General features: G+C 65.3%; 11 protein-coding genes. 6 read left to right on the forward strand and 5 right to left on the reverse strand.

Annotation, left to right across the window (positions count from 1 at the left end):
- Positions 1–31: 31 nt before the first annotated feature.
- Both H7K45_RS04800 and H7K45_RS04805 read right to left on the reverse strand, forming a co-directional pair.
- Positions 32–1,252 (reverse strand): adenylate/guanylate cyclase domain-containing protein, encoded by a 1,221-nt coding sequence (locus H7K45_RS04800; protein WP_263994628.1) that lies wholly within the window; start codon positions 1,250–1,252, stop codon positions 32–34.
- 147 nt (positions 1,253–1,399) lie between these two features.
- Complete coding sequence (locus H7K45_RS04805) at positions 1,400–1,561, reverse strand: hypothetical protein (protein WP_263994629.1); 162 nt, start codon at positions 1,559–1,561, stop codon at positions 1,400–1,402.
- Positions 1,562–1,734: 173 nt separating this feature from the next.
- On the opposite strand from H7K45_RS04805, the gene hchA reads away from it, so the two are divergent.
- Positions 1,735–2,616: a glyoxalase III HchA gene (gene hchA, locus H7K45_RS04810; RefSeq protein WP_263994630.1), complete on the forward strand. Its 882-nt coding sequence runs from the start codon at positions 1,735–1,737 to the stop codon at positions 2,614–2,616.
- 92 nt (positions 2,617–2,708) lie between these two features.
- Here hchA and H7K45_RS04815 read toward each other — a convergent pair whose 3' ends face one another.
- Positions 2,709–3,188: a MarR family winged helix-turn-helix transcriptional regulator gene (locus H7K45_RS04815; protein WP_263994631.1), complete on the reverse strand. Its 480-nt coding sequence runs from the start codon at positions 3,186–3,188 to the stop codon at positions 2,709–2,711.
- A gap of 284 nt (positions 3,189–3,472) precedes the next feature.
- Here H7K45_RS04815 and H7K45_RS04820 point away from each other — a divergent pair, with 284 nt between their 5' ends.
- From H7K45_RS04820 to H7K45_RS04840, 5 genes are all read left to right on the forward strand, one after another.
- Positions 3,473–3,916: an MmpS family transport accessory protein gene (locus H7K45_RS04820; protein ID WP_263994632.1), complete on the forward strand. Its 444-nt coding sequence runs from the start codon at positions 3,473–3,475 to the stop codon at positions 3,914–3,916.
- A 35-nt stretch (positions 3,917–3,951) separates the two neighbouring features.
- A complete protein-coding gene (locus H7K45_RS04825; RefSeq protein WP_263994740.1) occupies positions 3,952–6,771 on the forward strand; it encodes an MMPL/RND family transporter in 2,820 nt (939 codons plus the stop codon).
- Complete coding sequence (locus tag H7K45_RS04830) at positions 6,768–7,238, forward strand: hypothetical protein (RefSeq protein ID WP_263994633.1); 471 nt, start codon at positions 6,768–6,770, stop codon at positions 7,236–7,238. Before H7K45_RS04825 ends, H7K45_RS04830 begins: the two co-directional genes overlap by 4 nt.
- A gap of 182 nt (positions 7,239–7,420) precedes the next feature.
- Positions 7,421–7,897 carry a DUF1772 domain-containing protein gene (locus tag H7K45_RS04835; protein WP_263994634.1) on the forward strand — a complete coding sequence of 159 codons (477 nt, stop codon included), beginning with the start codon at positions 7,421–7,423 and terminating at the stop codon, positions 7,895–7,897.
- A 50-nt stretch (positions 7,898–7,947) separates the two neighbouring features.
- Entirely contained in the window at positions 7,948–8,265 is a 318-nt protein-coding gene (locus H7K45_RS04840; RefSeq protein ID WP_263994635.1) for an NIPSNAP family protein, read from the forward strand.
- Between the two features lie 33 nt (positions 8,266–8,298).
- Here the strand turns inward: H7K45_RS04840 and H7K45_RS04845 are convergent, their stop codons facing one another.
- Together H7K45_RS04845 and H7K45_RS04850 are read right to left on the reverse strand one after the other, a co-directional pair.
- The gene (locus tag H7K45_RS04845) at positions 8,299–10,155 is read right to left on the reverse strand and encodes a glycoside hydrolase family 5 protein (RefSeq protein ID WP_263994636.1); all 1,857 of its coding nucleotides are present in this window, start codon (positions 10,153–10,155) and stop codon (positions 8,299–8,301) included.
- Between the two features lie 488 nt (positions 10,156–10,643).
- The gene (locus tag H7K45_RS04850; RefSeq protein WP_263994637.1) at positions 10,644–12,011 is read right to left on the reverse strand and encodes an FAD-binding oxidoreductase; all 1,368 of its coding nucleotides are present in this window, start codon (positions 12,009–12,011) and stop codon (positions 10,644–10,646) included.
- Positions 12,012–12,028 lie beyond the last annotated feature (17 nt).

The raw sequence follows: 12,028 nt of genomic DNA on the forward strand, positions 1-12,028 counted from the left end.
GGCGTGGCGAGGTGGTGGGCGACTACGAGCTCTATCGTCGCGCCGCGGGTGAAGTGCGTCGCCGCAGGCGGTAGCTGCGCAGCTGCGGGTAGCCGGTGACCCGGCGCGGCGCTCGTCGCGACACCTGGAATTGCATTGCGCTGGAGAGGCTCTCGGTCATCGACTCGTCGACGCGCACCGTCCCGCGTCGCGCCAGGCTGGTGATCCGTGCGGCAATGTTGACGACCGGGCCGAAGACGTCGCCGTTGCGCTGCAGTACCGGGCCGTAGGCTAGCCCGGCATGCGCCGCAGGTAACCGTTCGTCGGCGCCGATGTGCTCCACCAGCTCCATCGCGATTGCCGCCGCCGCGGCTGGGTCGTCGCTGATGAACATGACCTCGTCGCCCACGTTCTTGATCACGCGCCCGTGGTGACTTACGACGGTATCGGAGACCTGCGCCTCGAATTCACTGAGGAGGGTGGACAATTCGGCGACCGACAGGGTTCGGGACAGTTGTGTGAAGCCCGAGAGGTCGACGAAACCCACTGCCATCGGCCGGCTGTCCTCACCGTTGACGATCTCCTCGGCAGAAGGCAACAGCACCGCCCGGCCGGCCGCGGTAGCCATGTGGCGCCGCCATACGTAGAGCGTGGTTCGCTCGAGCACGGGAAGCAACTCGTGGGTGATTTGCACGGCTTGAGCTGAGAGCTGTTCGGGCGACGGGGGTTCCGTGGCGGAGTAATCCTCGCCGAGGCGCTTGCCCATCACCTCGGAGATGAAGCTGGTGTGAGCCGCCGCCAGTCGTGAGAGCAGTTGGCCGAATGGGCGGGCCATGGCGACCGCCCCGTCGGCGTCGACGATGCCAGCGGTGATCATTCCGCTGACGTCGCTCAAGGCGGCCGCGTCGGCGCTGGTGAACACGCGCTGATCATCGGCGACCTCCGCGAATCCCAATGCCCGCCACAACCGGCGACCCACGTCCAAGGGGATGCCCGCGGCGTCGAGCACCTCCGTGCGAGTGAAGCGTCCCGTCCCAGCCAACAGGCCGCGAGTAATCGCCGCAGACGTCATGTCGCCGGCGTCGCTCTCGTCGTCGACCGCGACGTCGTCGCCATACGTGTCGCCCAAAGCGGTCAACACGGTAGCCAGAAGGCTGTCCCCGCCGAGCCGGGCACGATCCCGTGTCAGTGCGGTGTTGCCGGCGTCGAGCATCTTCGGGACGACCTGCACCGTTCCGCGCAACGGCGCGCGGACACCAGACAGTACGTCCATGCTTGCCCTTCCGCCACGAGCGTTGGTACCTCCGGGGGCGTCGACCCCCGATGTCCATCATCTACCCGGCATGGCATCCGCTAGACGTGCCGTGCCTCGGCGGCGGGGATTGCGGGACGGGGGAGTGGGTATGGGCTCCGGATGACTTCAGACGACGCAACTGACCTGAACGAGGTAATGGTGCCCACCGAGCAGGCGCATCCCGATCGCCGCGAGCATGCCAAGGAGCCCAAGCACCTCAGCGAGGACGAACTCGAGCAGCGAACCCAACACGAACGCGAGGTCGTCGACTCCGAACGTCGCCGTCACGAAGATTCGTAGGGGGAGCGGGCTCCCCAACGCCCCCACCGCGGCCTCGCAGTCCCCACGTTCCCGATGGGCCCGGGGTGAAGAGCCACACGTACCGCGCAGGTCGGTTCATACTCGTGTTCGACGGCATGTATCCACGGTCGCCATGGCAGCCGATCGACAGGGGATCACCGATGAGCACGACCACCGACGACTTGAGCCGAGACCCCCGTCCGGACGAGGCCGAGGACAACGCGTACTTCCCCTCCCCGTATTCGCTGACCCAATACACCAAGCCCAAGACCGACTTCGCCGGGGTGAAGCATCAGGGCGCCTACACCGAGGGTCGGTGGAAGATCCTGGCAATCGCCACCGAGGAACGATATGTGCTGTGCCAGAACGGGAAGATGTTCTCCACCGGCAACCATCCAGTCGAGACGCTGCTGCCGCTGCACCACCTGATGCAGGCGGGTTTCGACGTCGACGTCGCGACGATCGCCGGTTATCCGGCCAAATTCGAGCTATGGGCGCTGCCGGGTGAGGACCAGGCCGTGCTCGAGACCTACGCCGCCTTGAAGTCCAAACTCAAGCAGCCCAAGAAGCTCGCCGACGTCGTCGCCGAGGACCTCGGCCCAGATTCGGACTATCTGGCGGTGTTCGTTCCCGGCGGCCACGGCGCGCTCGTCGGGCTGCCAGTGGCCGAGGCGGTGGCCCAGACCTTGGATTGGGCGATGGCCAACGACAAGTTCATCATCACCCTGTGCCACGGCCCGGCCGCATTGCTGTCGGTCGGGCAGAACGGTCGGCAGTCCCCGTTCAGGGGTTACTCGATCTGCGTGTTCCCAGACGCTCTCGACAAGGGCGCAAACGTCGACATGGGTTATCTCCCCGGCCACTTGCAGTGGCTGCTGGCCGAGGCGCTCGAAGCCCAGGGCGTGACAGTTCTCAACGACGACATGACCGGTCGGGTGCACCAGGACCGCAGGTTGCTCACCGGCGACAGCCCGTTGGCGGCCAACGATCTCGGCCTCCTCGCTGCCGACGTGCTGGTGGGCGCTCTGCAGGGCGGTTCTTGACCGAAGCGGTGGACGTTGCTCCGGACGGAGCCCGTCGTCAACCGCCGTGAGACCTTGGAGGAGTTGGACTTTCGGCGACCGTGAGAGGCCCTTTACTCCGACCCGTCGACGGGGGGCCAGTCGCGAGCCCCGGCGCTTTCGCGCAGCTGGCCGAGAACGCGATTGACTACCTGGGCGGCAAGCCACAGTGCGACCTCGTCGTCGTGCGACACTTCGGGTAACAGCGCTGCGATTCGCTGCCGACGCACCGTGGCCCTGCTGCTCCAGTTCTGCCTTCCCGCTGCACCGAGCACCACCAACGACGCACGACCGTCATCGGGGTCGCTTCGCTTCTCCAACAGTCCCTGGCGCTCGAGTCGTTGCACGAGCTGCGTCATACCGGACTGGCTGGCTCCCTCGGCCTCGGCGAGGGCGGTCAACCGCATCGGGCCTTCTCGGTACAGCCGGTTGACCACGAGCGCGGCGCTCGCACTGAGCTCTCCGCGGTCGATCAGGTATCGCCACATCAGGTCGGTGCTCAGCTCGATCATCTCGGCGATGGACTCGACGCTGCAGTCGACCGGTTGTTCCATGACTGATTTATATCAGTCACGTGATGGTTAGGGAATAAACGGAGACGCAGAACCGTTCTCCGCCTCCTTCGGCTTGGCGACGTCATGCGCTACCGGTCAACCGATTTCGTGGATGGGCACTACGTTTTGAACCTTGAGATCTGCTGTGAAACGGCCGTCGATTGGCTTAGCGGTTGAACTATCTATCGTGTATGGGATATAAAAATCTGGCAAACGGTTCGGATCGAGCATCGCGTCGAGTGCCCCGGTACCAGGCCCTGGCAGCGAACCCGAGGAGTCAGTCAATGAGTCAACGACCGACCGCCAGGGCGGTACTGGCAAGGACTTGGCTGCCCCTGGTGGTCGTCGTGGCGCTCACCGTCGGGGGCCTGGGCATGTACAAGGCGCATCAGGCTTCAGCACCCGGCCCGGTACTGGCCGTCAACCCGCCGCAGGCGCCGGAGGAATTCACGCCCAAGCGGATGACCTACGAGTTGTCCGGTGACGTCGGCAGCGGCGGCATCTTGTCCTACATCGACGTCGACGGTTACCCCCACACCGTGGACCTCACCGAGCTTCCGTGGTCCCACGTGGAGACCACCAACCTCAGCGTGGTGTCGGGTAGCGTCTCCGCCCAAGTTCACGGCGGCCAGGTCGGGTGCCGAATCTTGGTCGACGACGTCGTCCGCGACGAGCAGACCACCACCCGGCAAGACGCCGACGTGACCTGCCGGGTCAAGTCCGCGTGAGCGCGCATCAGGCCAAGCGGCCGTTCATCCCCAGAATGGTTCGCCTGCTGGCGATTCCGATCATCATCTTCTGGGCGTTGTTCGCAATCACGACGAACACCTTCGTGCCCAAGGTCGAGGACGTCGCCACCGAACTCGCCGGCCCCGAAGTACCCACCTACGCGCCGTCGCAGGCCGCGCTGTTGCACATCGGTGAGAAGTTCAAGGAATCGAACTCGACCAGCCTGACGATGGTGGTGCTGGAAGCCGACCATCCCCTCGGCGAGGCCGAACACAGGTATTACGACGACCTGGTCGTGCGGTTGAACGACGACAAGGCGCACGTGCAGTACGCGATGGACCTGTGGGGCAGCCCGGTGACCGCCGCCGGTGCGCAGAGCATCGACGGCAAGTCGACGTATCTGTTGCTGCGATTGGCGGGCAACGTCGGCCAGATTCAGGCCAACGAGTCGGTGAAGTCGGTGCGCGACATCATCGCCAACGACCCTCCGCCGCCAGGCCTCAAGGTCTTCGTCAGCGGGTCGGCCCCGATGGCCTCGGACACCCTGTCCATCGCCAACGACAGTCTCAACAACATCACCATCGTCACGATCGTCCTGATCCTGGTGATGCTGCTTCTGGTGTACCGCTCGCTGGCCAACGTCGCGGTACCCATGTACAGCGTGCTGTTCGAGATCCTCATCGCCAAGGGCCTCGTCTCGACCCTCGGGCATTACGGGTTCATCCCCATGTCGTCGTTCGCGGTGAACATCGTGGTGTCGTTGACCCTGGGCGCCGGCACCGACTACGGCATCTTCCTGATGGGTCGCTATCACGAGGCGCGACGGTTGGGGGAGAGCCGAGAAGAGGCCTACTACACCGCGTATCGCGCGGTGTCACCGATCATCATCGGGTCCGGGTTGACCATCGCCGGGTCGTGCTTCTGTCTGACGTTCGCACGGCTGGACTACTTCCACACCATGGGCCCGGCGGTCGCGATCAGCATGCTGTTCACCATCGCCGCGGCGCTGACCTTGGCTCCGGCGCTGTTGACCCTGGGCTCGCTGTTCGGGCTATTCGATCCGAAGACCGCCCACCGCGGCCGGCTGTACCGGCGGATCGGGGCCAGCGTCGTGCGTTGGCCGGGGCCGATCCTCGTCGCGAGCATGGCGGTCGTCCTGATCGGGGCGATCTTCGTACCCACGTACAGCGTGAGCTACGACGACCGGGCCTACCAGCCGCCGACGGGTGCAGCCAACGAGGGCTTCGCCGCCGCGGATCGGCACTTCTCGCCGAGCAAGCTGTTCACCGAGATGCTGATGGTCGAATCCGACCACGACATGCGCAACTCCGCGGACTTCATCTCCCTGGATCGAGTGGCCAAGGAGTTGGTCCGCCTTCCCGGAGTGGCCATGGTGCAGAGCGTCACGCGACCACTGGGCCGACCACTCGACCATGCCAACGTGCCCTACCTGTTCACCGTCCAAGGCGGCGCGGCCGGTCAACAGTTGCCGTTCAACGAACACGCCAACGACAACACCAATCAGCAGGCCGACATTCAGGCCCAAACCGTGGACACCCTCGGCAAGACCATCGCCTTGACCCAGCAGCTGGCCGACGATCTGCATGCCACCACGCTCACCGCGGAGAACCTGGCGGCCGTCACCGACGAGGTCAACGAGGACATCTCGAACGTCGACGACACCTTCCGACCCCTCAAGGCGTACTTCTACTTCGAGCCGCATTGTTACGACATCCCTGTGTGCTTTGCGATGAGGTCCCTGTTCGACTCGCTCGACGGCATCGACGCGCTCGACGAACAGATCCACAACACGGTGACCGACCTGCAGGCCGTCGACGCGCTGATGCCCCAAATGGTGGCCCAGCTCAAGGTCACCCGCGACGAGGCCCAGGCGCTGCAGACCGTCATCGTGAACAATTACGGCCCAGCGCATCTGCAGTCCACGCAAACCGACCAGACCTACTTCGACCAGGTCAACGTGGGCAACGACTTCGACAGATCCCGCAGCGACGACTACTTCTACATGCCAAGAGAAGGTTTCGACAACGACGACGTCAAGACCGACCTGAGGCTGAACATGTCCCCGGACGGCAAGGCGGCGCGGTTCGTCGTCACCCACGAGGGCAACGCCATGGCACCCGAGGGCATCGATCACGTCAACCAGTTCCCCGACGCGATACGGGCCGCGCTGAAGGAGACCTCACTGGCGGGGTCGAAGATCTACATCGGTGGCGCAGCGTCGCAGAACAAGGACATCAAGCAGTACGCCGAATCGGACCTGACCATCGTGGCCATCGCGGCGTTCGTGTTGATCTTCCTGATCATGTTGATCCTGACGCGAAGCCTGATGGCCGCCCTCGTCATCCCCGGCACCGTCGCCTTCTCCTTCGCCGGGGCGTTTGGACTGTCAATCCTGTTGTGGCAGCACCTCATCGGACTACACCTACACTGGCTGGTCCTGCCGATCACCTTCGTCATCCTGGTGGCGGTGGGCTCGGACTACAACCTGCTGCTGATCGCCCGAGTGAAGGAGGAGATCGGCGAGGGAGTTCAGACCACCGGACTGCACACCGGGCTGATCCGCGCGCTCGGAAGCACCGGCGGCGTGGTGACCTCGGCGGGCCTGGTGTTCGCGTTCACGATGCTGGCGATGCTCGCCAGCGATTTGAAGACCATTGCCCAAGTTGGGTCGACGGTCTGCATCGGCCTGCTCTTGGACACCTTGATCGTGCGCACGTTCTTCGTGCCGGCGCTCATCAGGCTCCTCGGGCCGTGGTTCTGGTGGCCCACCTTGGTGCGCACGCGCCCTCGCCGCCTCACCGAACCCACCGACTTCCACGGAGTGACGCGATGAGCATCGACACCAGTACGCACACGACCGGCCTCGGCTTGTGGGGCCTGCTGATGTTCGTCGCACTCGGCGTCGAAGTCGTCTTGGCGAGCCTCGCGTTCGTCTACGTCCGACGGCTCTTGGCTCTTCGGGCCCTCCCGGGTGCGGAAGAACTCAACAGCTATCAGAAGGCGCTGCGGAAGCTGCGCAAGAACGAGCCCATGACCGACGACGAAGTGAACCTCGCCAGGCGAATCATCGACATCCGCCGATCCCCCCTGGCATACACCGTCCCCCTCGCGTTCATGACGATGGGCATCTTCTACGTCCTCGGCAGCTTGGAATACCTGCACGGCCATCAGGCCTCCGAGCGCACATTCCTCGGATTCATCCCCATGTTCACCGCCACCAACCTCATCATCCAGATGCGCAAGACCGCCCGCCTGAAGAAGCGACTGCCGAAACAAGCTGCGCTCCAGCCCGTGGCCTGACCGATCGTCTGCCGGCGACGAAGTGATGCGCCACTCCGCCTGAAGGTTGTCGGCGGGGGCCCCGCGCGGTATTCGGTGGTCATCCGACGTCGTCGCCCCGACCGGGAATAGCGCTGCTAACTTTTCGCTTACACTCAGGGTTAGCTTCGCTAACGCACTAAATCCTCGGGAAGGAATTCACCATGGACAGCGAACGACTCATCCACGCTGCAGCCTTGGCCACGGTGCTCGCGACCGGCGTGGTCTACGGCACCGACGTGTTCTGCGCGATGGTGTTGCGCCCCGCTCTGGCCCGCGTCGACGATCAGACTCTGGTGGCGGTGACCGGCCAGATCCATTTCTTTGGCGATCGGCGGATGCCGATACCCGGGGTGCTCGGCATCGTCGCCGCCGCGGTGAGCGTCGCCGCCGCGACGTGGGCCGGCCATGACTGGCAGGCCGTGGCGGCCGGGGTCGCCCTTGCTGCGCTGCTGAGCTGGCTGCTGATCTACGCGCGTGTGAGCGCCCCCATCAACAAGCAGCTGACCGCCGCGGCCAAGGATGGCCGACAGTTGCCCAATGGGCGTGCGCTGCAACGCAAGTGGGATTCGGTCATCGACGTCCGTGCACTTCTGCAAGGACTTGCGGTAGCCGCCTCCGCCGCGGTCTTGATGATGTGATCCGCCCGCCCGCTTCCACCCAGCCAGCACGACACGGTCGAAGGAGCATCATGTTTCAGCTACGGATCTACACCCTGCGGTCACCCGAGGCATTGCGGCGCTACGCCGAACTGCACTGGGCCCGTCATCTGCCAACCTTCGCTGCCTTCGGCGTCACCACCCACGGGGTGTGGACCGAATACGGCCTCGACGCCCACCGGCTGATCGCGCTGATCAGTTACCAGGCTGGCGCCGACCCCGATGAGGTCACCCAACGTGTGATGGCCAGCCCGCAATTCGCCGCCGACATGGACGGTTTCGACATCACCGACATCCTCGACGTGCAGACCACCCTGCTGGACCCCACTGCCTTCTCCCCCCTCCGATAGGAAGGGAGCTCGAGCTCCTGACGTCCTGATTGCTTACCGGGTGCGCGCCTTCTTGGGCTGATCGGCAGTCGTCCTGGTCTTGGTCGAACCGCCGGTCGACGCGGAACCACTCGTCGTACCGGTGGATCCGGCGGTCGCGCCGCTCGTCGTGCCAGTGGTGGTGCCGGTGGTCGTGCCGCTGGCCGTGCCCGTGGTGGTGCCGCTGGTGGTGGATTTCGATGGCGACGGGGCCGTGACCGTCGAGGGGGAGAGTGTCGGGGACGGGATCGACGTGGGCTCAGTCGGGGCCACCGCGATGGTCGGCTCGGCGACGGTCGGCTGGACGACAGTCGGGGTGACGAGGGTCGGCGCCGCCAAGGTGGGTGACGTCGAGACTGGCTGCGTCACAGCAGGAGTGGGCTGCGTCGCCACCGTCGCGGGTTGCGGCGCCACCGCAGCGGGCTGCGTCACCACCGTCGCCGGCTGCGTCACCGGTGTGGCCTGCGTCGTCGTCGGTGTCACCACCGTCGGCTCGGCCAGCGTGGGCGTTGCGAGGACAGGCGTCGCGAGGACGGGCTGTGCGATGACGGGCGACGCCACGGCCGGCTGAACCACTGCTGGCGCGGCCGGATCGGTGACCGTTGCCGTGGGTGCAGTCGCGGCCATCTGAGTGGTGGCCGACGCCAGTTGCGGATCCGTGGTCGTGTCAGTGGGGCCGGCGATCGCCTGCAGCGCTGCGAGATCCGCGGGAGCGGCTGTGTCCGCTTGCGGCAGCGCAAGGGCCATCCGGGCCAGCTCCGGCGTGGTGGTCTGTGATTGTGCCAATTCCTGGATGACGTAGGCCGCCGGCTTCCAGGTGCCGTCACTGCGGATGAGGCCAAACGTGGCCTCCGGGTCGGTGCTGCTGCTGTCGGTGTCCTGCAGGGTGTACACGAACGCCGGGCCGGTGTAGCCGATCGTGCGCCACGTGGTCAGCATGTCCCGCAGGTAGTCCGCCTGCTGAGCTTCACTGGCAACCGATGTGGGTTCGCCGTACTCGCTGGCCCAAATCAGCTTGCCCCCATCGCCATTGGCCACCATCAGGTCGTGGATGTCGTCGAGCTGGTTGATCGGAGAGGTGGGGTACGCGCCACCTTGCGAGAAGGGCATCGTGTACTGGTACGGGTGAAACGACAGCGCGTCGAAGTAGCCCTGCGCACCCGCCTGATACATCTGGTCGACGAACGTCACCGGATCGAGGGTCAGGTTCTGGTAGGTGACGGTGGAGCCGACCACGCCGCCGATCACCGTCGCGTTCGGGTCGGCCGCCTTGATCGTGGGATACGCCGCCTTCAGGAGCTCCGTATAACCGGCCGGATCGGGTGCCGGTCCGTAGAAGGGCGCCGCATTGGGCTCGTTCCAGATCTCATACGCGCCTACTTTTCCGGCGTAGCGCTGGGCGGCGAGACCGGCGAATTGCCCGAATGCTGCCGGATCGTTCGGCGCGCTGTAGACCCCGGAGCCGTTCTGCTGGTAGCCGGGGGTCGTGGTGATGACCGCGAGGATGCCCATACCCCGCTGATCGGCCGCGTTGATCAGGTAGTCGGACTGCGACCAGTCGTAGTAACCGGGGATCGGATTGACGCCGGCCCAGGGAATGCCAATTCGGACGGTGTTCACGCCCATGGCCTGCATCTCGTCGAGCGCTGCGTCGATCTGGGCGTGCGATTCGAAGTAGATGTCCGAGTCAGCGATGCCAACGGTCGTGTTGGACGGGTCGATCGCGGCCGTCTCGGCAACGTCCGTCGACACCGTGCGCAAACCGGGTGTCATCGCGGCTGCGCCGAAGGCAGACACGGCTACCGTCGCCATGCCGACCACCAGATACTTCGCGAATGCCGGCTGGTCGCCCTGCGTGTTGCTTTGCCACATGACTTGCTCCTTGGTGGGTGGTGTCTACATATCCGTCTCGGAACGTTGGCGGTTCACGCAGTTGTGGTTCCCGGGCAAGCGAGACCCTAATCACATACAGACCATGTAAATTGCCTGTGACATGCGGTTATATCGTTTCAATTACACCGTCTGGCCCGTGTTTACGACACGACTCTGCAGATGTAGCAAAGTCACGATCAATTCGTTCGGCATGCTAAAGAAGTTAGCTATGCAGGAAATTTTGTTTGCCATGGCGTGCCCGGGATGGCTTATTGGCGGCTCGGCAAATTCTCGCTCCGGGGCTTTACAAGATCGTTGAATTCGCCAAATAATTTCGACCGCAAATCATGCGGCCAGGTGCCGCAACCTCCACCGTTGAGGTGCTCAGCGAAGTCCCGCAGTTCCAGTCGTCGCCGTGTGGACCCCAGGGCGTGACGGTTCCGGGGTCAGAGTTGCCCTTGGGGCCAGCTGGAGGTCGGCGATGCGAACTAGATCGCAGCGCCGGGGTTGAGGATGCCGTCGGGATCCAGCGCCGCCTTGATGCGACGGTTGAGCTCCATCGCCTCCGGGCCCAGATACCCGGCCAGCCAGGGCCGCTTGAGCCGACCGACACCGTGCTCTCCGGTGATGGTGCCACCCAAGCCGACGGCGAGGTCCATGATCTCGCCGAAGGCCGTCTGCGCGCGCTCGGCCTCGTCGGCGTTCGTCGGGTCGAACACGATCAGCGGATGGGTGTTGCCGTCCCCGGCGTGCGCGATCACCGAGATCATCAACTGGTGCTGCTCGGCGAGCTTCTCCACGCCCGCGACCAGGTCGGCCAGCGCCGGCAGCGGCACGCCGACGTCCTCCAGCAGGAGTGACCCCTTGGCCTCCACCGCCGGGATCGCGAAGCGCCGCGCCGCCACGAAGGCTTCACCCTCGTCGGGATCGGAGGTCGAATAGACCTCCGTCGCACCGGCTTCGGTGAAGACCTTCGCCATGAACTCCGCGTCTTGCGACCCGGCGGGACCGCGATCGTCGGACGCCGCGACCATCATGGCGGCGGCGGTGCGGTCCAGCCCCATCTTCAGCTTGTCCTCGACGGCGTTGATGGCGACCGAGTCCATGAACTCGAGCATCGACGGACGGATCTTGCCGGTGATCGTCACGACGGCGTCGGCGGCCGCGGCGACGTCGTCGAAGGAGGCGACGACGGTGCAGCCCCGATGCTGGGTCGGCAGCAGCTTGAGCGTCACCTCGGTGACGATCCCGAGGGTGCCCTCGCTGCCCACGAAGAGCTTGGTCAGGCTCAGGCCGGCCACGTCCTTGAGTCGTGGCCCGCCGAGGCGCACGGCGGTGCCGTCGGCGAGGACGACCTGGAGGCCGAGTACGTAATCGGTCGTCACGCCGTACTTCACGCAACACAGTCCGCCGGCGTTGGTGGCGATGTTGCCACCGATGCTGCAGATCTCGTAGGACGACGGATCCGGCGGGTACCACAGCCCGTACTCGGCGACGGCCTTCTTGACCTCGGCGTTGAACAGTCCGGGTTGGGTCACGGCCGTGCGTGTCACCGGGTCGACGGTGATGTCGCGCATCCGTTCGGTCGACAGCACGATGCCGCCGTCGAGGGCCGTTGCGCCGCCGGACAGGCCGGTACCCGCGCCCCTGGGTACCACCGCCACCCGGTAGGCCGTGGCCCACCGCATCACGGCCTGCACCTCCTCGGTGGTGCGCGGCCGGACGACGGCCAGCGCCGTGCCCGCGTCGGGATCGGCCGCGCGGTCCTGCCGGTAGGACGCGAGGATGTCCGGGTCGACGACGACGGTGCCGTCGGGTAGTTCGGAGATCAGGTCAGCCAGCATGTCCGCTCTCACGAGGTCGATGCTACGAG

Source organism: Mycobacterium yunnanensis, from assembly GCF_025823185.1.
GTDB lineage: Bacteria > Actinomycetota > Actinomycetes > Mycobacteriales > Mycobacteriaceae > Mycobacterium > Mycobacterium yunnanensis.

Coding starts and splice junctions, on each gene's coding strand:
- H7K45_RS04800 (WP_263994628.1), bottom strand. CDS start 1,252: ATGGACGTACTGTCTGGTGTCCGCGCGCCGTTGCGCGGAACGGTGCAG.
- H7K45_RS04830 (WP_263994633.1), top strand. CDS start 6,768: ATGAGCATCGACACCAGTACGCACACGACCGGCCTCGGCTTGTGGGGC.
- H7K45_RS04840 (WP_263994635.1), top strand. CDS start 7,948: ATGTTTCAGCTACGGATCTACACCCTGCGGTCACCCGAGGCATTGCGG.
- H7K45_RS04825 (WP_263994740.1), top strand. CDS start 3,952: ATGGTTCGCCTGCTGGCGATTCCGATCATCATCTTCTGGGCGTTGTTC.
- H7K45_RS04820 (WP_263994632.1), top strand. CDS start 3,473: ATGAGTCAACGACCGACCGCCAGGGCGGTACTGGCAAGGACTTGGCTG.
- H7K45_RS04835 (WP_263994634.1), top strand. CDS start 7,421: ATGGACAGCGAACGACTCATCCACGCTGCAGCCTTGGCCACGGTGCTC.
- H7K45_RS04815 (WP_263994631.1), bottom strand. CDS start 3,188: ATGGAACAACCGGTCGACTGCAGCGTCGAGTCCATCGCCGAGATGATC.
- H7K45_RS04845 (WP_263994636.1), bottom strand. CDS start 10,155: ATGTGGCAAAGCAACACGCAGGGCGACCAGCCGGCATTCGCGAAGTAT.
- hchA (WP_263994630.1), top strand. CDS start 1,735: ATGAGCACGACCACCGACGACTTGAGCCGAGACCCCCGTCCGGACGAG.